General features: G+C 49.1%; 16 protein-coding genes. 6 read left to right on the top strand and 10 right to left on the bottom strand.

All coding sequences use genetic code 11. The annotated features are described in order from the left end of the window. Window positions 1-78: 78 nt before the first annotated feature. On the top strand, window positions 79-3,165 hold the full coding sequence (locus tag BZJ18_RS02685; protein WP_077455237.1) for a type I restriction endonuclease subunit R: 3,087 nt from the start codon (window positions 79-81) through the stop codon (window positions 3,163-3,165). A gap of 294 nt (window positions 3,166-3,459) precedes the next feature. Here the strand turns inward: BZJ18_RS02685 and BZJ18_RS02680 are convergent, their stop codons facing one another. The 5 genes from BZJ18_RS02680 to gmtY are packed head-to-tail and all read right to left on the bottom strand — an operon-like array spanning window position 3,460 to window position 11,426. After that, window positions 3,460-5,187, bottom strand: coding sequence for an AAA family ATPase (locus tag BZJ18_RS02680; RefSeq protein ID WP_198532171.1), 1,728 nt, complete (start codon window positions 5,185-5,187; stop codon window positions 3,460-3,462). Then, window positions 5,184-5,618, bottom strand: a complete 435-nt coding sequence (locus tag BZJ18_RS02675; RefSeq protein WP_077455236.1) for a VPA1267 family protein — start codon at window positions 5,616-5,618, stop codon at window positions 5,184-5,186. Before BZJ18_RS02675 ends, BZJ18_RS02680 begins: the two co-directional genes overlap by 4 nt. Then, a complete protein-coding gene (gene gmtX / locus BZJ18_RS02670) occupies window positions 5,611-6,246 on the bottom strand; it encodes a gamma-mobile-trio protein GmtX (protein ID WP_077455235.1) in 636 nt (211 codons plus the stop codon). Before gmtX ends, BZJ18_RS02675 begins: the two co-directional genes overlap by 8 nt. After that, a complete protein-coding gene (gene gmtZ, locus BZJ18_RS02665; protein WP_077455234.1) occupies window positions 6,239-10,057 on the bottom strand; it encodes a gamma-mobile-trio integrase GmtZ in 3,819 nt (1,272 codons plus the stop codon). Before gmtZ ends, gmtX begins: the two co-directional genes overlap by 8 nt. Continuing rightward, window positions 10,047-11,426 (bottom strand): gamma-mobile-trio recombinase GmtY, encoded by a 1,380-nt coding sequence (gmtY, locus tag BZJ18_RS02660; protein WP_077455233.1) that lies wholly within the window; start codon window positions 11,424-11,426, stop codon window positions 10,047-10,049. Before gmtY ends, gmtZ begins: the two co-directional genes overlap by 11 nt. 501 nt (window positions 11,427-11,927) lie before the next feature. Here gmtY and htpG point away from each other — a divergent pair. The 4 genes from htpG to BZJ18_RS02640 all read left to right on the top strand — a co-directional run bounded on the left by htpG (window position 11,928) and on the right by BZJ18_RS02640 (window position 17,170). Then, complete coding sequence (gene htpG, locus BZJ18_RS02655; protein ID WP_077455232.1) at window positions 11,928-13,823, top strand: molecular chaperone HtpG; 1,896 nt, start codon at window positions 11,928-11,930, stop codon at window positions 13,821-13,823. 155 nt (window positions 13,824-13,978) lie between these two features. Continuing rightward, window positions 13,979-14,623 carry an adenylate kinase gene (gene adk / locus BZJ18_RS02650; RefSeq protein WP_077455231.1) on the top strand — a complete coding sequence of 215 codons (645 nt, stop codon included), beginning with the start codon at window positions 13,979-13,981 and terminating at the stop codon, window positions 14,621-14,623. A 181-nt stretch (window positions 14,624-14,804) separates the two neighbouring features. Beyond that, entirely contained in the window at window positions 14,805-15,779 is a 975-nt protein-coding gene (gene hemH / locus BZJ18_RS02645; RefSeq protein WP_077455230.1) for a ferrochelatase, read from the top strand. 89 nt (window positions 15,780-15,868) lie between these two features. Beyond that, on the top strand, window positions 15,869-17,170 hold the full coding sequence (locus BZJ18_RS02640; RefSeq protein WP_077455229.1) for an inosine/guanosine kinase: 1,302 nt from the start codon (window positions 15,869-15,871) through the stop codon (window positions 17,168-17,170). Between the two features lie 71 nt (window positions 17,171-17,241). On the opposite strand, the gene asnB is transcribed toward BZJ18_RS02640, so the two are convergent. The 5 genes from asnB to nagB all read right to left on the bottom strand — a co-directional run bounded on the left by asnB (window position 17,242) and on the right by nagB (window position 24,281). Then, window positions 17,242-18,909, bottom strand: coding sequence for an asparagine synthase B (gene asnB / locus BZJ18_RS02635; protein ID WP_077455228.1), 1,668 nt, complete (start codon window positions 18,907-18,909; stop codon window positions 17,242-17,244). A 251-nt stretch (window positions 18,910-19,160) separates the two neighbouring features. After that, window positions 19,161-20,747, bottom strand: a complete 1,587-nt coding sequence (locus BZJ18_RS02630) for a cation:proton antiporter family protein (RefSeq protein WP_077455227.1) — start codon at window positions 20,745-20,747, stop codon at window positions 19,161-19,163. A 363-nt stretch (window positions 20,748-21,110) separates the two neighbouring features. Next, window positions 21,111-22,325 carry a DNA-binding transcriptional regulator NagC gene (nagC, locus tag BZJ18_RS02625; protein WP_077455226.1) on the bottom strand — a complete coding sequence of 405 codons (1,215 nt, stop codon included), beginning with the start codon at window positions 22,323-22,325 and terminating at the stop codon, window positions 21,111-21,113. A 7-nt stretch (window positions 22,326-22,332) separates the two neighbouring features. Then, window positions 22,333-23,469: an N-acetylglucosamine-6-phosphate deacetylase gene (nagA, locus tag BZJ18_RS02620; RefSeq protein ID WP_077455225.1), complete on the bottom strand. Its 1,137-nt coding sequence runs from the start codon at window positions 23,467-23,469 to the stop codon at window positions 22,333-22,335. Between the two features lie 11 nt (window positions 23,470-23,480). After that, window positions 23,481-24,281: a glucosamine-6-phosphate deaminase gene (nagB, locus tag BZJ18_RS02615; protein ID WP_077455224.1), complete on the bottom strand. Its 801-nt coding sequence runs from the start codon at window positions 24,279-24,281 to the stop codon at window positions 23,481-23,483. Window positions 24,282-24,582: 301 nt separating this feature from the next. On the opposite strand from nagB, the gene nagE reads away from it, so the two are divergent. Further along, window positions 24,583-26,094, top strand: a complete 1,512-nt coding sequence (nagE, locus tag BZJ18_RS02610) for an N-acetylglucosamine-specific PTS transporter subunit IIBC (RefSeq protein WP_069588689.1) — start codon at window positions 24,583-24,585, stop codon at window positions 26,092-26,094. The last annotated feature ends 168 nt before the right edge of the window (window positions 26,095-26,262 follow it).

Below are 26,262 nucleotides of genomic sequence, written 5' to 3'. Positions count from 1 at the left end.
AGTCCGAACCCTGCATTTGGGGCTAGGACTGGCTTAATCATATTCATAACAAAAACAATAAATAAGAATGGATATAAAATGAAAATAACGGAAGAAATGCTAGAAGACCATTGTATGGTCTGGTTTGGAAGCCTCGGCTACCAAACGTTAAACGGCAGTGAGTTAGAGCCGAAAGGTAGTACACCAGAGCGAGAATCGCTCTCTGACGTCGTTCTCAAACCTCGGCTCCGCCAAGCTCTGCTGAATATCAACTCACACTTACCAGAAGAATGTATCGATACCGCCATTGGTATTTTGCTCAATACAGCCCTGTCTGTTGAACGTGCTAACCACACATTCCATCGTCAAATCATCGAAGGCATTCAAGTTGAGTATGAAGACGAACGTGGGCATCCTGTAGGGGATAAGATCAGGCTGGTTGATTTCAATAATGAGCACAATAACTGGTTGGCCGTGAGGCAATTTTCAGTCAACGGTGTCACCAATGGTGAGATCGATAACCGCAGACCAGACATCGTCGTATTTCTAAACGGTTTACCCATTTCACTTCTTGAGCTAAAAAATCCTGCCGATACCAAAGCCGATGTATGGCGAGCGTACAATCAAGTTCAGACCTACAAGCAAGCCATCAAAGATCTATTTGTCTTTAACGAGTCCCTAATCATCTCAGATGGGGCTGAAGCCTACATTGGCTCACTGACGGCCAATAGAGACCGATTCACTCCTTGGAGAACGATTGATGGCTCTCGTGATGACACTGTCGATACATTGGCCCTTGAGGTGATGGTTCGTGGATTCTTCAATCAAGAGCTTCTTCTCGATTATCTTCAATACTATGTCTCATTCGAAGTCGATAATGAGACGGTCATTAAGAAGATCGCTGGTTATCACCAATTCCATGGTGTTCGCGCTGCGGTTGAAAGTACGATTCGAGCGACTCGTCATGATGGCGACCAACGGTGCGGTGTCTACTGGCACACTCAAGGCTCTGGTAAGTCACTCTCGATGACATTTTACAGCGCTAAGCTGATGGCATCGCCATCAATGAACAACCCAACGATTGTTGTCGTGACTGACCGTAACGACCTCGATGAGCAGCTATTCGAAACCTTTGCTGAGAATGCAGAGCTACTTGGCGATACGCCTGTTCAAGCCAAAGATCGAGATGAACTGAGAGAGCTATTAAATAATCGTCCATCTGGCGGAATCATCTTTACAACCATGCAGAAGTTTGCTCCACCTAAGGGAGAAACTCGCTGTAAGCCACTCACAGAACGCTTTAACATCGTCGTTGCAGCAGATGAGGCCCATCGCTCACAGTATGGCTTAAAGGCTCGCGTAGACTCAAAAACTAGTGAAATGAAGTATGGCTACGCTCAGCACCTTCGGGACTCCTTACCCAATGCAGGTTTCATTGGCTTCACTGGTACGCCAATTGAAATGGAGGACAAGGATACTCGTGTTGTCTTTGGTGATGACGTTTCTGTTTACGACATCGAGCAGGCCCAAAAAGATGGCGCAACCAAACCGCTTTATTATGAGAGTCGTCTAATCAAGCTTGATATGAGTAAGAGCACAACTGAAGAAGACGTAGACTCCAAAGTTGATGAGTTGGTTGCTGAATATGATGAAGATGATCAAGCTAAGGCCAAAACTCGAAATGCGGCATTAGAGGCTCTAGTTTGTGCTGAAGACCGTGTAGATCGCTTGGTTCGAGACTTGCTGAAGCATTTTGCCTCTCGCGAAGAGACGTCTCTTTCAAAAGCGATGATGGTCTGTATTAGTCGTGAGGCGTGTGTTCAGGTCTACGATAAGATTGCTGAACTCAAGCCTGATTGGGCAAACGACGATCCAGAGAAAGGCTGCATGAAGGTCATCATGACAGGCACATCTGATGACCCAGCGAAGTACCAAAAGCATATACATAAAAAGCCAATTCAGAAGAAGATCGCCAAGCGAGTTAAAGACCCAGAAGATGAGCTGAAACTGGTCATTGTTTGCGACATGTGGCTGACAGGTTTTGATGCGCCTTGTTTGAATACCATGTATATCGACAAGCCGCTTAAAGGCCATAACTTGATGCAGGCTATCGCTCGTGTGAACCGTGTATTCCGCGATAAAGAAGGTGGTTTGATTGTCGATTACTTAGGTATCGCGCCTGAGCTTCGCAATGCAATTGCAAACTACACAGCAAGCGGTAACGGGTCTCCGACAATTGACCTGGCTGAAGCTTTGGCTGTAACCATGACCAAGCTAGATGTTTGCCGTGGGATCATGCATGGCTTCGACTACAGAGACTATCGAACCAATACACTTGGCTTGCTTGCAGGTGCCATGAACCACATTCTTAACTTAGAAGATGGTAAGAGACGGTTCGATAAAGCGGCTCTGTCACTATCTAAGGCATTCAGTTTATGTAGCAGCATGGATGAGGCCAAAGATATCAAAGAAGAGATCGCCTTTTTTGAAACGCTACGCGCAGCCATTAAGAAATCTACTACTTCAAAGCAACGCATGTCTGATGAGAATGTTCAAACGGCATTAAGACAGGTTGTGTCTGAAACTATCGTTTCTGGCGAGATTGTAGATGTCTTCCAGTCCGCAGGGTTGAACAAGCCAAACATTAGTATTCTTGACGATGAGTTCCTTGCTGAAGTCGAAAAAAGTGAGCACAAGAACCTAGCAGTAGAGATGCTCAAAAAGCTCATTCAAGATGAGATAAAGACTCGCACTGTTAAGAACGCTGTCGCTTACAAGACGTTCTCTGAGATGCTACGTAACTCCCTTGATAAATACCGTAATCGTTCGGTTGAGACCAGCGTAGTTATTGAAGAACTGATTAAGCTGGCTAAGGAGTTACGGGAGTCAGCAGATCGCGGTGAAGAGCTGAACTTAACCAAAGAAGAATTGGCCTTCTTTGATGCACTAATTGCTAATGATTCTGCTCGTGAGGCAATGCAGCAGAAAGACATTCTGACTATTGCTAGAAAGCTTGCTGAGGAGATTCGCAAGAGTGCACAACCAGACTGGGCCAAGCGAAAAAACCTTCGAGCGAAGATGAGGCTCAAGATTAAGCAGATACTTAAACGTACTGGATACCCGCCTGATGAGCAGGCGGAAGCTGTCGAGCTTGTTTTAGAGCAGGCAGAGCTGGTAAACCCATAAAAACTTATTATTGATTGCCACCTTTGTCCTGCAAGGGTGGTGCAATAGTTTTTCTCATGTGTGATCAGCCAGATTATCTAAAAAGGCAAATGATAAATGTCCAGAAACGTGTTTGAATGGGGCCGATCAATCTGTGGATGCCCAAGACAACCAGTATGATACTTTATTACTCAGTTGTAGCGTGACTCAGACTTTGTAGTAGGAATTAGTATGAATCTTTATTTCTGGGTGAGTATCATTTAGAACGGTACAAACAGGGTTACTTGACTGCTTAGTATGAACTTTATTCCTCTCCTACACCTCGCCATAGAGGTTAAATTGCAGACGCTCACCATCCGGATTAATCAGCCGCTGACACTCTTGATTCAGCTCTCTGACCAATGCCTTGGTTGCCCCCACGATTTGAGTGGTTTGAGGAGACTCTGCATAGAGCGCCTTACACCGATCAACAATCTGTTCTGGACTCTCCTCATGGAACGTAATCGCTCCACACGACAACGAACGAGGGACCTCGCCACGATTGATCGTGGCTGAGTATTCCGGTATCCCCGTCGCGCTTTCCTGACGCTTCACAATGCTAAGTGCCTGAGTCGCCACGGCACCTGATTCCACAATGTCCGACAAAACTTTGCCGCAACCGATTGGCGGGAGCTGGTTGGGATCACCAGTCAGGATGATCCGAACTGATGGATCAAGATGCGTGATGATTCGGTACATGGTTGGAAGGTCAATCATGCTCGCCTCATCGATCACAAGGACATGCTTTGAGCGATCCAGCATGGGCTCGATCGGCTCTTCTCGAAGCAACCGAGCAATGGTCATGGTGAAGAAGCCAATGCTCTCGTGCAGCCGCATTGCCGCTCTGCCAGACAAGGCAACCGCATGAATTTCATATCCCAGTGAGTTGTACTCCCTGAGAACTGTCCTCAACACCGTTGTTTTGCCCGTTCCTGCACCACCGATAATGCAGGACACAGAGTTGGTCAGACTGGATTCAACAGCCTGCACCTGTTGCTCCGTGAGGTCATAAGGCAAATCCAGAACGGCATCGGTTAAGGCTTTGAATACCTCTTGATTTGAGTCAATCAAGCAGGCCAGGGATTTCAGGCGTTTGGCAACGACCGACTCCATCATGATTTGAGCGGTGGGATGGTAGGTTCCGGTATCGGGTCGGAGGATAAATTGGCCGCTCTGATGCCCGTTTTCGAAAGCGGCCGTTGTCAGTTCGGCGTTCTGTAAACGTTCGGCAACCAACGGCTTGAGGGCTTTGTGGGTGGCGTAAGTATGCCCCTTTTCAACCTGTTTGCGGATTGCCGTCTCAAGTGCCCCGGCAAGGCGCTGGGGCGAAGATTTGGCAAACCCCAGTCGCTCTGCGATGGGATCAATGTCCCTGAATGCCATTCCAAATCCAAGAAGCGCATAGGGGTTGCTTTTGAGGACATCGACAGTGCGTTCATCGTGGTATTTCAGAATGCGTTGCTGGATACGCAAAGGGATTCCGAGAGAGGCCAGCCAATTAGCGTGTGCGAGGTTTCGATATTTGGCGTAGCCGCTGTATAGAGCGTCTACCGATACCTCACTCAGAATGCCTCTCAGAAGCTCCCTGTGATCCGCTGAGTCGTATCGCAGCATCTGGTGTAGTCTGCTACCAAAGGCGTCCCAGAGCGCCCGTGCTTTCGCCTCACCAATGCCGGTGAAATCTTTGTCTGACGCAATAAAGCGGATCAGTGCCTCACCGGATTCTGGTAACGTGCATTCCATTTCAACCGGCGCGTTATAGACATGCTGCTGTAGTTCATAGTCGCCTGCCTGAACCGCCTCCAATACCCGCTCACCACGCACGCGCCATTGCTGGCCTACAGATGGTTTGATGGGCAGAGACTGGTTTTCGCACCGGATGGATATGATGTATTTACCGCTGTTGATGCGGTAGCTATTGGCTTTCAGCGGGACACCAGAAAAGATCGTGTATTTCGCGCCTTCATGCTGGCAACTTGTTACGCGCAAATAGTCTTCATTCACGGGGCGACACCAAATTCCGTCAGCACCTCAGATAACTCGCCGTAGCGCTTGAGCTTGGCTTCCAGCGTTGCTACGCGGGCTTTCAGCTCAATGTTTTCCTGCTCCAGAACCGAGAGTCGTTTTGATTCCAGGGACCGCTGCTTGGCGCTGGCATCATACGGCTTTGGCTCAGACCGTTGTTGCTTTGCGGATTCTGTCAGTGGCGGTAACACGCCTTTTTCACGGAGGTCCGTTTCGAGATGCTCCAAGGCCGATTTTATCGCCGGATTCTGGCGTAAGGCGCTCTTTCCGATTCCGATTGCCTTGGCGACTTCGCCACGGTTTAACTGGCCGCGAAAGACGATCTGCTTAAAATCGTCATCGGTTTGCGTAGCGGCCCAACGCTGAAAGGCAACCAGGTTTTCGCGAGCTCTTTCTTGTCCGTTAGCCATTCTCGATACTCAACACTTTTTCGAGCGCATCCACAAAACCGTTTCTGAGGATAACCTTGCCGTTTTGGTCCTTGATGCTGCCTCGCTCTGTTTTAGTCCAACCCTTCACTTTCAGAGATTCCTCCGAGATGGCGTCTTTCAATGCATCAATCTCGTGACTCAACAGGCTTGGTAACTTCGATTCAGGCTTGTCGAACGCATCTGTCCGATAATCGATTTCCAGTTTCTTGATCGATGCAAACCTTTTATTTTCGGCCCGCAATTTACGGACCTTCGAAATCAGGTCGAGTATGAGAAAGCGGTGGGTTTTATTGCTTACCTGATCAACCCAGTCGTACTCGCCCGAGGGCGTGGTCTGTGCCTTGATCGCCTTCTTTTTTTGGCTACCAAGCGCCTGCCAAGCCTCAATGACTGCTCTATAGGGCTCCCCGGTTTTGTTTCTTATGGTTTGCGCGCTTGGAACGCCACGGCTGGCTCCCAATTTCGCAATCGTTGCGATTCTGAAATCAACCGCGCCAGCCTCGTAATGTTCCTTGCACACACTGTAAAGCGCCTCCAGGGACTTCTTGGAACGGGAGCTTTTCAACTGGCCCAGTATCGCCTCGTAGACTTCGTTCGGTTCACTCATTGCAGCTCTCGATTTCTAGCGGGAATTTCAAAGACCCGTTCATGGCTGACTCGATCTCTTGGCGCACATCACCTAGCTGTAGTGGTTCGGCGAGATCTTCCAAGGTGATTTGCCCATTGATCAACTGGTCAGCGACGTGCCAGTTATTCTGTGTCACTTGCATAATCAGCCGGACGACCTGATTGGCAGCTTTGAGCTGCTGATCCTCGGTCAACCGAAATATCGCGGGTGCAATCCCGTTGGTGTCCGCCAATTTGTCGAGCATCTGACTGAGCAGGGGGCGTGCTCTGGAGGCACTGGCGCTCTCGTAAATTTCAGCGTTGGCACAGACCTCAGCGAGCAACCGAAATTCGCTGCTTTGCTCCTCCAAATGCATCTCCATTTCCACGTAATTGCCGCTGACGATCAGCTGGTGCTGGCCTGTCCCGGAGGTCTTCAGCAGTTCGGTAGATTGAGAAATCAGGCGGTATAAGTGCTGGAGATCCGTGAGAAGCATGTCGAGCTTTTTGGCTTTTTCCTCATACGCCGAGGTGATCTTTTTCAGCGTTCGCTCTTTACCAAAAAACTGTCCCGAAGACTCGGCATCGTACCGCTCGTCATCGAGCGTCTGCCTTTTTTCTTCGAGTTCGTGGTATTCATTGCGGGTGACATTGATTTCCAGAATGATTTCGTTGGCAATGGCCGACAAACCTCCCAGAAACGCCGGGCCGGTAATGAAGAAGCGGCACTGGGGACAATTTCGAGCCCCAAGGTAGCCATTGGGCACCGGCGCGTACTGTGCTTCAACCTTCCGCTCAACCAGTGCCATGCCACCTTCGTCACACTTGTTGCCGCTCATGGGGCAAATTCCGAAACTCATAAGTTGGAAGGCTCCAGAGGGCCAATCAGGTGTCAGACACTGATCCATGATGCTTCGGTCTGTGGCGATTAATTCCGGACGCGCCTCTTCGATTTTCTTCTGGAGGATGAGGTCTTCGTAACGATAGTGACTCTGCTCAAGTGCCCGTTTTTCAGCCGCCGCCATTTCCAGCCGCATTTTGCTGGCTCCTACCTTTGTATAGTAAATCGTCATCACCAGAGAGGAATGACCAACCAGCTTTGAAATCACGGCTATGGGCGCTCTGCCGTCGACAATGTAGGCAGTGATAAGGCTGACGCGGAGAGCATGAGGTGTAAATTGGCTCTTGTAATCCACGCTGCTCTTTTTTTCGATTTTCTCAGCGAGGTCCGCGCCTGGCCTCTGACTATGGAACAACAGGGCAGGCAGGGTTCGTGTAAACGCGGTTGTCGTACGCATGGGCGACGCCTTCTCATCACAGGCGTGTGAGGCCGGGTCGCGGAACAGGAACGATTGTTTACCGCGCCTTTTGAGGATGTCTCTGTGTATCCTTTGCTGCGGGTTGATTTGCGTCCACAGTGTCAGTTCTTCGATTGGGTTGTATTTGGATTGCCACTCCCGAAGCTGGATAATCCAATACGCCAGATCTTCCGGCATGAATGGAATATCGTAGCCGCCCAATTTCTTTCCGGTTTTGTTCGTCGTGATGTAGGCGCTCAACTCACCGTCATTGTTCCCTTTCTGAATAAAGCCCTTATTCCGCTTTCGGGTCGCAAGCGGACTTGGATTTTCGATCCAGTGAACCTTCCCATCACGCCATAACGGAACGAATTCATCTCCCTCTCCGCTGTCGAGCCAACAGATTTGCTGTCCTCGCAACGGAATGGATAGCAATGTGTAGTTTGCGACAATTTTTACGGGCGACCATAACTCGTGCACCTCTTCAAAATAGCGCTTGCGACCTCGCTTACGCTCTTTTTTGACCACTCGATAAATGCAGTTTGGGTCATTGTCATCAATTAACTGTGGATCAACCCCGAACCAGCAGTCCTCGAGGAAGGGATGCAATTGATAGAGATCGCGAAACGACGTCGCCTCTAGCGGAATCAGATGCTGCTTGGCTCGTACAATGGCATCCATGGGCAATGGAGGCTTGTCTGATTCACTGCGCTTGTAACTGGGTAACTGATCTAACAAACCCTTGAGAACGGTTCTAAGAGGATTGCGGTAGCCGGGCAGAACTATCAGCTCACCGTTATCGTCCTCGTCAGAGCAATAAGTCTCCAAAATCCACTCGAAAAAAGCGGAACAGGCGTTATGCCGTGGTTTTTTTACAGTATCTGCGGTGACATTTATGAAGTTTTCGTACGCTCGCTCATCAAACGGGATATCCCTTGACAGCATGGCTCCCGGGTCGTCAACCAAGCCCAACTTGTCCACGTAAAATCTAAGGAGAGCTCTCAAATGTGAGTATTTGTTGGATTGGCCTGTACCAGCCTCTACATAACACTGAATGGATTTCCAAAACTCGGGGTATTTGCTGGTCAGTTCTCGATTAATGGCGTTTTCGTTGCCCAGGAAGTGAGGCCAAGATATCCAATGTTCGGAATAAGTTTTATTCGGCTGCGATGGCAACTTCGGGTCTTTTTCGTAGCCCCTGAAGTATTCCGCACCTGTTTTTAACCCCAAGCATTGAGCGGCTTCGGACGCCTCGGCGAGCGTCGCGTACCTCTTAACGGGGCGCTCAATGCCAAGGTAGCTGTACCAATCATCCCAATCTTCGGCATAGAAGTCGAAGGGACTTACTGTCAGCTTCGGGTCTTGTTTGTAGCCCTCGATGAATTCCTTCTTTGTTTTGAATCCCAAGCGCTGGGCTGCTTCGGACGCCTCGGCGAGCGTCGCGTACTTTTCTTTGGGACGCTCATTGCCAAGAAAACTGTACCAATCAGCCCAATTTCTGCGATACGTTTCGTTGGGATGGCGTGGCAGCTTCGGGTCCTGCTTGTAGCCGTCAAAGTATTCTGTGGACGTTTTGAATCCCAGGCGTTGAGCCGCTTCGGACGCCTCGGTTAGCGTCGCGTACTTCCCATCGGAGCGTTCGGTGCCAAGGAAGCTGTACAAACTAATCCAATCTTCGGCATAGAATTTATCGGGAGTTGCTGGCAGCTTCGGGTCTTTTTGGTATCCCTCATAGTATTCCGCCTGTGTTTTAAACCCCAAGCGTTGAGCCGCTTCGGACGCCTCGGCTAGCGTCGCGTACTTCTCGGGGCGCTCGTTGCCAAGGAAGCTGAACCAGTCAACCCAGTCTTCGGCATAGTAAACAGAGGGGTTCGAAGGCAACTTCGGGTCTTTTTGGTAGTCCTCATAGTATTCCTGCTGCGTTTTGAACCCCAGGCGCTGAGCGGCTTCGGACGCCTCGGCAAGCGCCGCGTACCTCTCGGGGCGCTCAACGCCAAGAAAGCTATACCAATCATCCCACTCTCCGGCATAACTTCGTTGGGGATTCGATGGCAACTTCGGGTCTTTTTGGTAGCCCTCATGGTATTCGGTGCGTGTTTTGAAGCCCAATCGCTGAGCGGCTTCGGACGCCTCGGCGAGTGTCACATATTTCTCTCTAGGGCGCTCATTGCGAAGGAAGTTGGGCCAATCAGACCAATCTTCGGCATAGTGTTTGTCGGGAGCTGCTGGCAGCTTCGGGTCTTTTTTGTAGCCCTTGTTGTATTCATCTCTTATTTCGAATCCCAAGCGTTGAGCGGCCTCGGACGCCTCGGCGACAGTGGCGTACTTCTCACCGGGGGGTTCAGTGCCAAGGAAGCTATACCAATCATCCCAATCTCCGGCATAGAGTTGGTTGGGATTTGCTGGCAGCTTCGGATCTTGTTTGTAGCCCTTCTTGTATTCCGGCTGCGTTTTGAATTCCAAGCGCTGAGCGGCTTCTGAGGCTTCGGCGAGCGTGGCGTACTTAGTTGCCATGAGTGAGTCCTTTCTTGATTGGAGAAATTAAGCCGTGCTCGGGCGACAATCTGCTCAAATGCGCACGCATCTGCTTATCAGTGAGTTCGGTGTAGACCTGCTGACTTTCTATCGATTTATGGTGTAGGGCGTTTTTAATGATCAGAGAATCAGCGTTTGCATCAGCCAGAGCTTGCCCATACGAGTGTCGGTGGGCGTGTGCTGTCGTTCCCGCTTCTTTTGAAAACGGTAAACCAATTCTTTCAACGGCTCTTTTAAGCGATTGGTTATAGCCTTTGATTGAGTGCGGAGCGCCTGATTGCGTCGTGAATGCAAACGGATGTTTACCGCCATCGGGGTATCGCTGGTAGGTCAGGTAAAGCCGCCAAAGGTCGTTAAAGGTTTCACCAGCTCTTCTTGGAAACCACCAAACCTGAAGAAAGTGGCAACTTTCATTGTCCTCTTTGGGCGCTTTCCAACCTGCATGCAGCGTATGGGATTTCGAATATTCAAATCGCGGTTGCATCCCATACTTTTTGAGCAACTCTTCGCGCCTGCTGGGGCCGTTTGGACGGGACCGCCCTTTATCGGGATGAAAGACTTTGACCAGTGCGGTTCCGTCATCCCACGGCATGACATCTTCGACCCAAAGGTGAAAGCACTCGCTGAGCCTCAGTCCCCCGTAATGCATCAGCATGGTAATGAGCACATTTTTCAGATCCAGGCGCTCATGAACGACGTCGCTGGCTTCAAAGCCGTATCGCGTGAAGCCATTCCATAAGAGATCGTCAATGCGTCCAGAAGGAAAGCTTTTCTTGCCTCCATTACCGCCTGAGCCTGACAGCTTCCTGGGCATGACTCTCCGGTAATAATCCGGGGCTGGTTTGTTGGCCCAAAGATGGGACAGAAAAGACCGTCGCTTCTTCTGGTACCAAGCGGCGAGGCTCATCCACTCCTCGTAACGAATAGGTTTCACCATTGGGTTTATCTGAAGCTTTTTCTCTTCATACTGCTCAGAGAGCCAGTCTGTGTATTGTGTTATCAGGCTGATTAGAAAGTTCGCGTCCTTATCCTCGCGTGGTTTCCACCGCAGCCAACTCGGATCGCTACCGTCCTCGCCAATCGTTCCGGTGTAGAGGCTGTTTGAAAACTCCTGAAACAGTTGGTGAGGGTTCTCAAAGCAGCCTTTATTCTGATTCGTGTAATCGATGAGGAGTCGAATCGCGAAAGCGCTCCTGTCTTTCCAGCTTCGAGACTTGAATCGATGAACGATCAAATAATCCAAATAACTTTTCAGTAAGCCATCTTGGGTAACGATCACCGGAAGACTGATCATCGTCCCCGTGTTGTCTACTTTGATATTGGCCTCTATGCAGACGCTGTTCAGCACAAAATTTCCAACCGGTATTTTTAGTATGGTCTTTATTAGACTATATCTGCACTTAGGTTGAAAAAAAACCAGATTTTGATTTCTGGTTTAGATTTTTGATGCTTTTAGGGATATTTTTTCTTTTCCACTAACACAAAAAGGCGCGAAAGGGCCTGATGAATGGCTGCCGCCGGTCGAGACACTGCGTTGTGACTATGTCTATCGTTTTGATCGTATCGTCGCCCGTTACCAACTCCACTACGTGCCCAGTGAGCGCGAGGCCGTGAACCATTGGCTTGCCGCCTGTGGTTACGGGCCGCGGGGATAGCAAGGCTGGGTGAACTTGTGGCTGCTTTGCTTGATGACGCGAATAGATGACTAAGTGATTTATTTTTGGTCAGTTAAGCCTTGAAAGCGTCGCGAGCGGCCCCTATATCCAAAGAGACTTTATCCAATTCGTCATCAGGTGGTCCGCTTCGGGCTCACTTGGCGTTTAATTATCATAGCTTTAGGTAGATTGACATGAGCGTGAAAACCCCAGAAAAACACCAGTTTGGCTCTGATACATCCAAGCTGTTGCAATTGATGATCCATTCACTCTACTCAAACAAAGAGATTTTCCTGCGTGAGCTGGTCTCGAATGCGTCAGACGCGGCTGACAAGCTTCGTTTTAAAGCACTTTCTGCCCCTGAATTGTACGAAAATGATGGGGATTTACGCGTACGCCTCTCAGTAGACAAGGATGCAGGTACGCTGACTATCTCTGATAACGGCATTGGTATGAGCCGAGATGATGTGATCGCCAACCTTGGGACCATCGCTAAGTCAGGGACAGAAGAGTTTCTAAACCAACTCAATGAAGATCAAAGCAAAGATTCCAACTTGATTGGTCAGTTTGGCGTGGGCTTTTATTCTGCCTTTATCGTTGCCGACAAGGTGACCGTGCACACCCGTGCTGCCGGTCTGGCGGCAGACCAAGCTGTATGCTGGGAATCTACGGGTGAGGGCGAATACACCCTAGAGCCTATCGAGAAAGCTGAACGCGGCACCGATATTATCTTGCATCTGAATGACGATGAGAAAGAATTCCTCAACGACTGGCGCCTGCGCGAGGTGATTGGCAAATACTCTGATCACATCGGTATTCCGGTTGAAATGTGGACTATCGAAAAAGACGACGAAGGTAAGGAAACTGGCGAAGGCAAATGGGAGAAGGTCAATAAAGCTCAAGCTTTGTGGACCCGATCTAAATCAGACATTAGCGCGGACGAGTATAAAGAGTTTTATAAGCACGTCTCACACGATTTCGCGGAGCCACTGACATGGAGCCACAACCGTGTCGAAGGTAAAAATGACTACACAAGCTTGCTATATGTCCCGTCGAAAGCACCGTGGGATCTGTTCAACCGTGAACACAAACACGGTTTGAAACTGTACGTGCAACGCGTGTTCATTATGGATGATGCGTCGCAATTTATGCCAAGTTACTTGCGCTTTATCCGTGGTTTGATTGACTCGAACGATCTACCGCTCAACGTCTCTCGTGAGATCTTGCAAGATAATAAGATCACCCAATCACTGCGTAGTGCTTGCACTAAGCGCGTGCTATCTATGCTCGAGAAGCTGGCTAAAAACGACGCGGAGAAGTATCACACCTTCTGGCGTGAGTTTGGTCTGGTACTTAAAGAAGGTCCGGCTGAAGACTTTGGCAACAAAGAAAAAATTGCGGGCTTGTTGCGTTTTGCATCGACGCACGAAGACAGTGCGGAGCAAACCGTTTCATTGGCGGACTACGTGTCGCGCATGAAAGACGAGCAGGAGAAGATTTACTACATCACCGCAGATAGCTACAACGCTGCGAAGCACAGCCCTCACCTTGAGCAATTCAAGGCTAAAGGCATTGAAGTTATCTTGATGTACGATCGCATCGATGAGTGGCTGATGAGCTATCTCACTGAGTTTGATGGTAAGCAATTCCAAGCGATTACCAAAGCAGACCTCGATCTTAGCCAGTTTGACGACGAAGAAGCCAAAGCCAAGCGTGAAGAAACAGAAAAAGCGTTTGAGTCTGTGGTTGAGCGCGTGAAGTCTCATTTAGGTGAGCGCGTGAAAGATGTTCGTCCAACGTTCAAACTATCCGATACGCCTGCAGTTGTGGTAACTGACCAGTTTGAAATGGGTACTCAGATGGCGAAACTGCTTGAAGCAGCGGGGCAACAAGCACCGGAAGTGAAGTACATCTTCGAGCTCAACCCAGAGCATGATCTTGTCAAGCGTATGGCGGATGAGAGCGATGAAGAGAAGTTTGGTACCTGGGTGGAAATGCTGCTAGGTCAAGCGATGCTGGCAGAAAAAGGAAGCATGGATGATCCGTCTGAGTTCTTGGCGTCGGTGAACAAGCTTCTGACTAAGGTATAATCGACAACGCGCTGTGAAAGCGACATACTGAACAGCGACCAACAAGCCCGGCCGGATTGCCGGGCTTGATAGCGTTTCGTGAAGCGTGTATGTTTCGGGTCTTTGCGAATAGACGCAGTTTTACGAAACTCCAAAAACGATAAAAGGGGATCACTATGCGCATCATTCTGTTGGGTGCACCGGGCGCGGGTAAAGGGACGCAAGCGCAGTTCATCATGGAAAAATACGGGATTCCGCAGATTTCTACCGGTGACATGCTGCGCGCCGCGATTAAAGCGGGCACTGAGCTAGGCAAACAAGCCAAAGCGGTTATTGATGCTGGCGAGCTGGTGTCAGATGACATCATTCTGGGTCTGGTTAAAGAGCGTATCTCGCAAGATGATTGTGCCAAAGGGTTCTTGCTAGATGGGTTCCCACGTACAATTCCACAAGCGGATGGCCTAAAAGAAATCGGTGTTGCGATTGATTACGTGCTCGAGTTTGACGTGCCAGACGATGTGATTGTGGAGCGTATGAGTGGTCGTCGTGCTCACTTGGCTTCGGGCCGTACCTACCACGTGGTGTATAACCCACCAAAAGTGGAAGGCAAAGACGATGTGACTGGCGAAGAGCTCGTTGTTCGTGATGACGACAAAGAAGAAACAGTGCGTGCGCGCCTGAAGGTTTATCATGATCAAACTGCGCCTTTGATTGCTTACTACAAAAAAGAAGCAGATGCAGGCAATACGCAGTACTTCACCTTTGACGGCACCCAAGCGGTAGCAGACGTCAGTGTTGAGATTGAAAAAGCCCTAGGCTAACACTAGATGTTCTCTCAAGGAGAAGATTGAGTATATCGATTGCAGAAACCGGAGCAGACGATTAGTCGCTCCGGTTTTTTTATGGCAAGCTAGCCCAAAATCAAATTGTTACCGTACTGGTTCGGGTAAATCGTTTATACGCCAGTCTGTTCTAAGATTGCCGCCAAGGAATACAATCAAAATGACGGAAAAACATAATCAAGTCGGTGTGCTATTGGTCAACCTCGGAACCCCAGAAGCGCCGACATCACAGTCAGTGAAAGCCTTTCTTTCTGAATTCCTGCATGATCATCGTGTGGTTGATTTAACCCGGTGGTTATGGTGCCCATTGTTACACGGTGTGATATTGCCGATTCGTTCACCGAAAGTGGCTAAGCTGTATCAAAGTATTTGGATGGAGGAGGGATCGCCACTGATGGTGTATGCCAAGCGTCAGCAAAAAGCGCTGGCTGAACAGGTGTCGGCTCCGGTTGCGCTTGGAATGACCTACGGTAATCCGTCCATTGCCCAAGGGCTTGATGAGCTGCAAGCAAAGGGCTGCGACAAGGTGTTGGTCTTGCCGCTCTATCCTCAATATTCTGCCACCACCACGGCTGCGGTTTTCGATAAAGTGGCTAAATCATTGAAAGGGCGCCCAGTGATCCCTGCGTTGCGGTACGTGAACCACTATCATGATCATCCGCTTTATCAAGCCGCGTTAGCCCACTCGGTGAAGCAGCATTGGCAAGCGCATGGGAAAGGTGACTTGCTACTTTGTTCTTATCACGGCATACCGCAGCGTTTTGCCGATAATGGCGACCCTTACCCTCGGCACTGTGAGCAAACCACGTCGCTGCTGCAAGCGGAACTCGGGCTTGCGGATAACGAGATCATGATGACCTATCAGTCGCGTTTCGGACGAGAAGAGTGGCTCAAGCCTTACACCGATAAGACCTTAGAGACGTTACCTAGCAAAGGGGTGAAAACCCTCGATATTATGACCCCAGCTTTTTCGGCTGATTGTCTTGAAACCCTAGAAGAAATTGCCGAGCAATGTCGTGACACCTTCCTCGAGGCAGGTGGCGAACGCTTCCGATTTATTCCATGCTTAAACGACGATGAGGCTCATATTCACCTGATGGCGTCGCTGGTGGCCCAACATACACAAGGTTGGTAGGGCAATAAATTTCATCGTGTAGACGCTACGCATGCGCGAATTCTGTGATAGAATTCGCGCCTCCCTTCCAATAGCTAGTTACACGAACCATGAAATTTCCAGGACAACGTAAGTCTAAGCACTATTTTCCGGTTCACGCCCGTGATCCTTTGCTCAACCCAGCCAGCGAACGTGGCTTTAAGCGCCCGCACGTGATTGGTATCGACCAAACCTTGGTCGACATTGAAGCAAAAGTGCCTGATGAATTTCTGGAGCGGTATCAGTTAAGTAAAGGGCACTCGCTCGTCATCGACGATGAGCGCGCAGAAGCACTGTATCAAGAATTGAAAGACAACAACCTTGTCACTCATGAGTTTGCGGGTGGCACCATCGGTAATACCTTGCACAACTATTCAGCGCTGGCGGATGACCAATCTATCTTGCTGGGGGTGATGAGCCAAGATATTCGAATTGGTAGCTATTCTTACCGCTACCTGTGCAACACCTCAAGCCGGATGGATCTTAACTACCTGCAGCCAGTGCAGGGCCCAATTGGTCGTTGTTACGCTTTGATTGGCGATTGTGGTGAGCGTACGTTCGCCATCAACGAAGGCTTGATGAACCAACTCCACCCTGATTCAATTCCTGAGCATATCTTTGAAAACGCTTCTGCGTTGGTACTCACTGCGTATTTGGTTCGCTGTAAAGAAGGGGATCCAATGCCGCAAGCGACCATGCGCGCCATTGAATATGCGAAAAAGCACAACGTGCCCGTGGTTATGACGCTTGGCACCAAGTTTGTGATTGAGCAAAACCCACAATGGTGGCGTGACTTTCTTTCCGAGCACGTTAGCGTCGTGGCGATGAATGAAGATGAAGGTGAAGCCTTAACTGGTGAGAGCGATCCGCTCTTGGCCGCCGATGCTGCACTGCAGTGGGTGGATATGGTGTTGTGTACCGCAGGGCCAATTGGTTTGTATATGGCCGGTTACACCGAGGATAAGTCTAAACGTCAAACCACCTTGCCGTTGCTGCCAGGTGCGATCCCTGAATTCAACATATATGAATTCAGTCGTCCGATGATGAAAGCGGACTGCGAAACGCCGATTAAAATTTATTCTCACATTGCTCCCTATATGGGGGGGCCTGAGCGGATTAAGAACACCAATGGTGCTGGAGATGGTGCTCTATCAGCGTTGCTGCATGATATGTCTGCGAATCGCTATCATCGTGACAATGTGCCCAATTCGAGTAAGCACCAATACCCATTTATGACCTACTCCTCTTTCTCGCAAGTGTGCAAGTATGCCAACCGTGTTAGCTATGAAGTGTTGGCGCAGCACTCACCGCGTTTATCACGAGGGCTGCCTGAGCGAGAGGATAGCCTTGAAGAGGCGTATTGGGAGCGATAAGCCGCTAGAAAAAAAACCGCCAATCGGCGGTTTTTTTGTTTCTAATCGATGGTGTGCCCATCATTTTGCGCTTATTGATACGCTTTTTCATGTACAGTGCGTACAGCACGACCAGACGGATCAGCTTGGTTTTTGAAAGATTCATCCCACTCAATCGCTTTAGCACTTGAGCAAGCGATCGACGGGCCGCCCGGTACGCATTTCGCCGCATCGTCGAGCGGGAAGAGCTCTGCAAAAATCTCGCGGTACATATACGCCTCTTTAGTGGTTGGCGTGTTATAAGGGAACCGGAAAGCCGCGGTCTCGAGCTGCTGATCCGTCACCTTCTCTTCGGCAATCGCTTTTAAGGTATCAATCCAGCCATACCCAACGCCATCACTGAATTGCTCTTTTTGGCGCCATGCTACCGAATCAGGAAGTAGGTCTCCAAAGCATTCGCGGATAATGTGCTTTTCCATTTTTCCGTTGCCACACATCTTATCGTCTGGCTTGATCTGCATCGCCACTTCCAAGAAGGCTTTGTCGAGGAAAGGTACGCGTGCTTCCACGCCCCATGCTGCCATGGATTTGTTGGCACGTGCGCAGTCAAACATGTTGAGAGCAAGTAACTTACGCACCGTTTCTTCGTGAAACTCTTTAGCGCTTGGGGCTTTATGGAAGTATAAATACCCTCCAAACACTTCATCGGCACCTTCACCGGAGAGCACCATTTTGATCCCCATCGCGCGGATCTTACGAGACATCAGGTACATCGGCGTGGAGGCACGGATCGTGGTGACGTCATAGGTTTCAATGTGATAAATCACGTCACGAATCGCATCCAGCCCTTCTTGAATGGTGTAGGTAAACTCATGATGAACCGTGCCAAGGTGATCCGCCACTTCCTTGGCGGCTTTCAAATCGGGGGCGCCTTCAAGGCCGATAGCAAACGAGTGAAGACGAGGCCACCATGCTTGGCTTTGATCGTCATCTTCGATGCGGTTAGCAGCAAACTGTTTGGTGATGGCAGAAATCACGGACGAGTCGAGTCCACCAGAAAGCAACACGCCGTAAGGTACGTCGGTCATTAGTTGGCGGTGAACTGCGGCTTCGAGTGCTTCTTTCAACGCCGCTTTATCGGTTGTGTTTTCTTTCACACCGTCATAGTCCATCCAATCACGCTTGTAATAGCGCACCGGCTCGCCTTGTTTACTCCATAGGAAATGGCCCGGAGGAAATTCACTGATGCTCTTGCACACAGGCGTTAAGGCTTTCATTTCCGAAGCCACGTAGTAGTTGCCGTGTTCATCATGACCGTGGTAAAGCGGAATAATACCAATGTGGTCACGGCCAATCAGGTAGGCATCTTGCTCCTCATCATAAAGGATAAATGCGAAGATACCGTTGAGGTAGTCAAGCAGCTCAGGTCCTTTTTGCTGATACAAAGCGAGAATGATTTCGCAATCTGACTCGGTTTGAAATGGATAGTCAGGAGCAAACTCAGCACGCAATTCTTTGTGGTTGTAAATTTCGCCATTGACCGCTAATGCTTGGGTTTTATCTTGGTTATATAAAGGCTGCGCCCCACTGTTTAGATCGACAATCGCTAAACGCTCATGGACCAAGATAGCTTTCTCGGATGAGTAAATACCCGACCAGTCAGGACCACGGTGACGCATGGTTTTGGACATCTTTAAAGCCACTTCACGGAGCTGCTGTGGGTCGGTTTTTATATCAAGCACCCCAAACACTGAACACATACTTTCCTCTCAAATTCATCAAGCCAACAAGGCGATAACAGGTTGACAACCACTCTGCCTTGCACGGTCAGGATAGACAAGCCTAAAAAAGCATTTCTTTATCAAAAAGCCTCTTTGGGTGAATATTATTTATAATAAATCCCTATTTTACGAATGATATTTAACTGTAGTGCAGTGTGTGTACAAAATGACTATACATCGATGAAAAAAGCCGCTCGAAAGAGCGGCCTGGGTATTGGAATAACGGTGGGTTAGGCGTTGTTGGCTGGCGTGGTAAACTGCTCTCGCACATGTCGAGCAAATCCACTACCGGCCTCTTGATAGATATTGAACGCTTCGTCAACGCCGAGCGCTTTGAGCTGCTCAATTTCATCCTCATATTTTGCAATGGCGGCGACCTTGCCCTTAAAGTTGGTTTGCCGGATTTGCTCTAGCGCAAGCATATTGGCCTGACTGTGTGGCATTGCCAGTAAGATTAACTTGATCTGTCCATCAGAAATGGCGCGTGACCAGAAGTCAGGATCGGTGGCATCGCCAAGAATCGCGCGTCGTCCTTCCTCTTGATGGCGTGCCACTGAATCTTCTCGGTTATCAATGCCAATAATGGGTTGGTGATGAGTGGCAGAGAGCTCGTCATACGCCCCTGAACCAATTCGACCCATTCCAAGTACCAGAATCGAGGCATCACCGAGATTGATCAGCTGATCACTGGGATGTAGCTGCTCGGGGTTTCTATCTTTCAACCACTGCGATGCCCAAGTATAGAGCTGGTTACTGAAGGTATTGAGCGGGGCGGAGAATGCAAAACTCAACGACACTGCAATAGCGATGGACACTAATATAGGTCCAGGCATAAGGCCGGCTTTATACGCAAAGCCTCCAACGATTAAGCCAAACTCACTGAAGTTAAATAAAGTGAGCGTGGTGAACATGGCAGTCCGAACGCGATAGCGGAAACCACTGACAATCCAGTAATAGAGGAGCCCTTTGATAGGCAAAAGCAGCATGATGACTAACGCAAAGCTAAAGCTTTGCCACGTAGGTTGTTCGGATAAGCCAATGTTGAGGAAAAAGCACACGAGGAAAAGCTCTTTCATATTGAAGAGCGATTTGGCCATTTCCGAGGCGCGAGGATGGCTTGCCAGCAGCATCCCTAAAATTAACGCCCCTAAGTCTGGTTTAACGCCAACAAGCTCAAACAAGCCTGCCCCCGCTACTAACGCCAAGAAAATGCCATAGAGCACCAACATCTCACCGTGCCCCGCGTTGTCCAGTATTTTGTTGAACACTGGTTTAAGCAGAGGCAATGCAAAAAGTAGTAATGCACTGAGCTCAGGCGTTTTTCCGGACGTGGCGGTGATAAAGACTACCGCAAAGATATCTTGCATGATCAGAATGCCAATCGCCAGAGTCCCATAGGTGGCGTTAAGCTCCCCTTTCTCTTGGAGTGCCTTAATGGCAAAGACGGTGCTGGAGAAGGAGAGGGCAAAACCCAACAGGGCTAACTCTGATAAGCTCAATCCAGCAAGCATAGGCACGCTTAGGGCTTTCAAGCCGAGCAAGGACAGCGTGAACAACCCCGTAGTCAGCAGGTTATGGGCGGTCGCGCCAAACCAAATCTCCTTGGCAAGTAGGGTTTTGACATCCAACTTCAATCCAATTGAGAAAAGCAGCAAGGTGACACCCAAATCGGCCAGATCAGAGATCACAGGGGTTGATTCGTAGCCAAACGCATGTAGCGCAAAGCCGGCAATCAAAAAGCCAACGAGAGGTGGCAAGTGACAACGCATCAGAATATAGCCGCTGATGAAGGCTGCTGAGATGTAAACCAATTCCATATCGTATGCTTATTATGTGAGTTAGCGAGCAAACAGAATCCGTGTTTTTGTGCAAAAGCCAATAAACACAGCATCGACAATTATCTTAAAGTTTTGAATCAACTAAAGATATGAATTTGAGACATTGAAGGGTCTCCTTAGTAATAGCTTGTTTGAGCTTGGCTCCTCTGAGGTTTAGCGATAAGGAGCAAGACGCGTTGATGCCTATGCGACTTTGAAAAAAGAGATAGGCTCGTGGCGCATTGCTAACTTATCGCGCACCGTAGCTTGGGTATATAATGTACACGCTAGATAGGGAAAGTGTGAGATTTTATTTGCGGAGAAAACGGGTTTGCGTAGCAAGACGTCAAACCCGCTAAACGATCACTCTTCGAGCAGTTTTTGTAACAGTTCGCCGTTGAGCATGGCCCGTTTAACTAACGAGAAAGCGGCCATGGTAGGCTTTTCTGCTAGCTTCGCGCTTACAATCTCTAGCTTTTGATGAAAGCTCGGCAGTGACTGGTTTTCAACACAGCGCTGAATGGCAGGGAAAACGACACTTTGTGCTGCGGTAATTTTACCTGCAATGACCACAAGTTGAGGATTGAACAGGTTAACGGTCATAGCAATGGCTTTGCCAAGATGATTGCCAACTTTTACCAATACCTGTCTTGCCAGTTCATCACCTTGCTCGGCGGCCTCACAAATGGCTTCGATCGTTAAACTGTCATCGTGTTTGAGTGTGCTCGGGTGTCCTTGGGCCAGTAGCTGTTGTGCATGTTCGATAATGGCTTCATTAGAGGCTACTGTTTCTAAACAACCAAAATTGCCGCATTGGCACTTCTTGCCCAAAGGATCAATTTGCACATGGCCCAATTCGCCTACATTGCGGTTATGGCCCAAGAATATTTGCCCGTTTACGATAATCCCAGCGCCAGTGCCGTGGTGTACACTGACTAACATCGAATCGTAATAGGCTTGGCTGGCGCCAAAGTAGTGCTCTGCCAATGCTTGTCCGCGAATATCGTTACCAATAAACGCTTGCACACCAAACTCCTCACGGAGTGTGTCGGCAAGGGCCAGCTGTTGAATCGTGATGTTAGGCATGTATTCGACGACCCCAGATTCAGGATCAATCAGGCCGGGCATCACGACCGATATGGCAATCAGCTCTTTGATGGATTGTTGGTGGGTGTCAATAAACTGACTCAGAATCTGAATCAGGCCGTTCACTAACTCGGTTTGATCGTGATAGTGAAAAGCTTCTCCGTGTTCAGCAAGCGATGTCCCACTCAAGTCATAGAGTGAAAGCTCGATAAAATGACGCCCCAGTCTTACCGCAAGGGTATGGAATGGGGCGCACTCTGTGGTCAAAGAAATAGCTCGGCGACCGCCGGTTGACGCTTGCTGAGCCACTTCCTTGATCAAGCCACGTTCGAGCAATTGGCGGGTTATTTTTGTCACACTTGCGGGTGCTAGACGGCTCACATCTGCAATTTGTATGCGAGAGATGGGCCCTTGTTGATCGATCAACCGATAAACGGCAGCTCCGTTGAGCTGCTTTACCAAGTCGACATTCCCGATTTGTCCGCCAGTCATAAATGTCCTAGCTATGTGTATATTGTCCGTTAACCACCGTCGCTTGGATGTTGAGTGTACGATCAAAAATAGCAAGATTCGCAATTTTCCCCGGGCGAATACTGCCATAAAGCTGATCGACACCAATAGCGCGCGCAGGATACAGCGTTGCCATGCGCAGAGCCTCATCCAAGGCGATACCTATATGCTCAACACTATTACGAACCGCTTCGTTCATCGTCAGTGCAGAGCCGCCAAGTGTACCATTCTCATCAACACACTTGCCGTCACGGTAATATACTTTCTTGCCTACAAAAATAAAGTGATCCATGTCGGCTCCTGCTGGTGCCACGGCATCAGTAACTAGCACTAATTTCTCACCTTTTACTTTATGTGCAAGACGAATGTTGGCGTAAGACACATGGAAGCCGTCAGCAATAACGCCGGTGTAAACCTCGGGCGTATCATAAATCGCGCCAACCATGCCGGGCTCGCGACCGGTTATCGCCGTCATTGCATTGAACAGGTGGGTCGCAAACCCAATCCCATTAGCAAAGCCTTCGCGTGCTTGCTCATAGGTTGCGTTAGTGTGACCGGCGGAAACGACAATGCCTGCTTTGGTGAGGGCCTGAATGTGCGCTTTGGGTGCGAGTTCGGGCGCTAGCGTCAATTTGGTAATCACGTCGGCGTTGTCGCACAAATACGCAATCATCTTGTCGTTGCTGGGGCGAATATAGTCGAGACTGTGGATCCCTTTTTTTGCGCTGTTTAAGTAAGGCCCTTCTAGGTGTAAGCCTAAGGCTTGATGCGGATGGTGGGCTTTGTACTCGCGCATCGCGTTGATTGCCGCACGCATGTCATCATCTGAACTCGTGATCAGAGTCGGTAAGAAGTTGGTACACCCAGACTTCAAGTTTGCTTGGTGCATGGTTTCGATAGTGTCTGTTGTGATCGCATCGTTAAACATGACACCACCGCAACCATTAAGCTGCAGATCAATGAAGCCCGGGCTAACGTAAGCTCCGTCGAGTGAGCGTTTTTCTATCTCTGTCGGCAGCGCATGTTGCGGGCAAACGTCCTCAATCACGCCGTCACGGATGACAATAGCGTGGTCATCAAGCACTTCATGACCAGTAAAAATCCGGCAGTGGGTTAACGCATACATGCTGTTATTCCTTATAAATTATGAATGTTCTGGGCTTCAAGCTCCTGAAAATACTTCACTGTTTTTACTTTTAGTTCGGCAGTTGAAGGCGCATCGCACACAATCATGGCTTTAGGGTGCAGCTGCAGCGCGGAAACAGTCCATAAGTGATTGACCGACCCCTCCACAGCTGCTTGAAGTGCCTGAGCCTTATTGTGGCCAGTGACCAAAATCATGATCTCTTCAGCATCGAGTAGCGTCCCGACGCCAATGGTAAGCGCGTGCTTAGGTACTTGATTGATATCATTATCAAAGAAGCGAGAGTTTGCCATACGGGTATCTTCGGTCAAGGTTTTGATCCGTGTCCGAGAGGCCAGCGAAGAGGCAGGCTCGTTAAACGCAATGTGACCGTCGTTACCTACACCGCCCATAAAGAGGTGGATCTTGCCGTAGGATTTGATCTTGTCTTCATAACGTTTGCATTCCGCATCAACATCGCTCGCATTTCCGTTCAGTAAGTTGATGTTTTCTTCTTTAATATCAATATGCTTAAAGAAGTTTTCATACATGAAGGTGCGATATGATTGGTCGTGATCGGCTGGGATATTGCAGTACTCGTCCATGTTGAACGTTACCACATGCTCAAAGCTCACTTCGCCCTGATTGAACAGGGTAATCAGTTGCTTATAAGTATTCAGTGGCGTACCGCCTGTTGGCAATCCGAGCACAAATGGGCGTTCGGCACTTGGGGCGAATTTATTAATAGTATCAACGATATATCTAGCCGACCATAGGCCGACCTCATGGCTGGTTTGTAATGGAATGAGTCGCACAGGACACCTCTATAAATCAGTGGGCTTACGGGTACAGCATAACGAATATGCTCATTTATTTTCATCATAAAATAAGTTTTATGATCTGGCTAACATATTTCTCTGTGTTTGGTGTGGATCGGTGATAAATCTCACAAATAAGGGGGTTTTAATTTGCGAGGCGAATTTATTGGCATAAACTGCAATTGACTAACATTGTTTGACAAAAAAAGTGCTTTGGTCATTATCTCACGGGACACGCCAGACGCAGAAAACAACAAATACTGCGGCATGGCTCTGAGAACACATAGGGGGAACGAAGGTGAATATTCTTGGATACGCGCAACGTATAGGTCGTGCGCTGATGGTGCCGGTAGCGGTACTACCAGCTGCAGCGATCTTGATGGGGGTCGGCTACTGGCTTGACCCAACAGGTTGGGGTGGTAACAGCGCATTGGCTGCTTTCTTGATTAAATCAGGGGCAGCGATCATTGACAATATGTCCGTACTTTTCGCGATTGGTGTGGCTTACGGCATGTCAAAAGATAAAGATGGTGCCGCCGCTCTGGCAGGGTTTGTTGGCTTCATGGTGATCACCACGCTTTGTGCGCCTGGTGCTGTAAGCCAAATTGGTCTCGTGGATGTTGCATTAGACAACAATGAGCTGGCGTTTAGCAAAATCAACAACCAATTTATTGGTATTTTAATTGGTGTGGTATCGGCGGAGCTTTACAACCGTTATAGCGGCGTAGAGCTGCCAAAAGCACTGGCGTTCTTCAGCGGCAAACGTCTGGTTCCCATTCTTGTCTCTGTCGTCGCTATTGCGATTTCGTTTGTGTTGATGTTTGTATGGCCGGTCGTATTTGGTGGTCTGGTTCACTTCGGTGAAAGTATCACTAACTTAGGCGCCGCGGGTGCAGGTATCTACGGATTCTTCAACCGTCTATTGATTCCAGTTGGTCTTCACCATGCGCTTAACGCGGTATTCTGGTTTGACACTGTGGGTATCAATGACTTGGGCCGCTTCTGGATGGGTGCACAAGGTCTTGCTTCTGGAGAAGCAATTAAGGGAACCACAGGCATGTACATGGCCGGCTTCTTCCCTGTGATGATGTTTGGTTTACCGGGGGCGGCACTAGCGATTTACCACACTGCGCGTCCAGAGAACAAAGCACGTGTGGCATCTATCATGATTGCAGCCGGTTTTGCTTCATTCTTTACCGGTGTTACTGAACCACTCGAGTTTGCCTTCCTGTTCGTGGCACCTGTGTTGTTTGTGTTGCATGCGTTCTTGACAGGCATCTCTTTGTTCATCGCGGCCACCTTTAACTGGACTGCCGGTTTTGGCTTCTCTGCAGGCCTTGTCGACTTGGTGTTGTCGTCAAAAAACCCCGTTGCTAACGAGTGGTACATGCTACCTGTGATGGGCTTGGTATTCTTTGTGCTTTATTACGCGACATTCCGTGCGGCTATCATGGCCATGAACCTGAAAACCCCGGGTCGTGAAGATGACAGCATTGAAGGCGCATCTGCCGGAAACGCGAATACAAATGAAACCAGCGATAACCGTGAGCTTGCACGTAAGTACCTCAAAGCGTTAGGCGGACACCAAAACCTGACATCTATCGACGCTTGTATCACACGCTTGCGCCTATCGGTAGCAAACCGTGAAATCGTCGATGAAGCGAAACTCAAAGCCATTGGCGCGATGGGTGTCGTGAAGTTAGGGGATAATAACTTGCAAGTCATTCTTGGCCCGTTAGCCGAAATCATTGCCGGTGAGATGAAGCAAATCCCGGATAATGAAGATTTGTCTGCAGTGAAATTGCCATAAGCGACCACACACAAAGACAATCTTAACCCGATAACGCCCGGCTAACGCTGGGCGTTTTTTTATGCACGGCAGTGGAATGAGCAAAAAAAACGCATTTAGGGGCATGCGAGGGCGAGTTTAACAACAACTGGTTGAGTAAAGTGCCGGAATAAGAGATCATAGTATCCA

The organism is Salinivibrio sp. IB872 (genome assembly GCF_001995345.1).
GTDB lineage: Bacteria > Pseudomonadota > Gammaproteobacteria > Enterobacterales > Vibrionaceae > Salinivibrio > Salinivibrio proteolyticus.
Note: the sequence above shows the minus strand (reverse complement) of the source record. Positions and strands in the feature narration are given on the sequence as shown.

Excerpts from the sequence above, each read along its gene's own strand:
- BZJ18_RS02640 (WP_077455229.1), top strand. The coding sequence starts at position 15,869 with ATGAAATTTCCAGGACAACGTAAGTCTAAGCACTATTTTCCGGTTCAC.
- nagC (WP_077455226.1), bottom strand. The coding sequence starts at position 22,325 with ATGACTGGCGGACAAATCGGGAATGTCGACTTGGTAAAGCAGCTCAAC.
- adk (WP_077455231.1), top strand. The coding sequence starts at position 13,979 with ATGCGCATCATTCTGTTGGGTGCACCGGGCGCGGGTAAAGGGACGCAA.
- BZJ18_RS02685 (WP_077455237.1), top strand. The coding sequence starts at position 79 with ATGAAAATAACGGAAGAAATGCTAGAAGACCATTGTATGGTCTGGTTT.
- BZJ18_RS02630 (WP_077455227.1), bottom strand. The coding sequence starts at position 20,747 with ATGGAATTGGTTTACATCTCAGCAGCCTTCATCAGCGGCTATATTCTG.
- gmtX (WP_077455235.1), bottom strand. The coding sequence starts at position 6,246 with ATGAGTGAACCGAACGAAGTCTACGAGGCGATACTGGGCCAGTTGAAA.
- nagA (WP_077455225.1), bottom strand. The coding sequence starts at position 23,469 with ATGTATGCGTTAACCCACTGCCGGATTTTTACTGGTCATGAAGTGCTT.
- htpG (WP_077455232.1), top strand. The coding sequence starts at position 11,928 with ATGAGCGTGAAAACCCCAGAAAAACACCAGTTTGGCTCTGATACATCC.
- hemH (WP_077455230.1), top strand. The coding sequence starts at position 14,805 with ATGACGGAAAAACATAATCAAGTCGGTGTGCTATTGGTCAACCTCGGA.
- asnB (WP_077455228.1), bottom strand. The coding sequence starts at position 18,909 with ATGTGTTCAGTGTTTGGGGTGCTTGATATAAAAACCGACCCACAGCAG.
- gmtZ (WP_077455234.1), bottom strand. The coding sequence starts at position 10,057 with ATGGCAACTAAGTACGCCACGCTCGCCGAAGCCTCAGAAGCCGCTCAG.
- BZJ18_RS02675 (WP_077455236.1), bottom strand. The coding sequence starts at position 5,618 with ATGGCTAACGGACAAGAAAGAGCTCGCGAAAACCTGGTTGCCTTTCAG.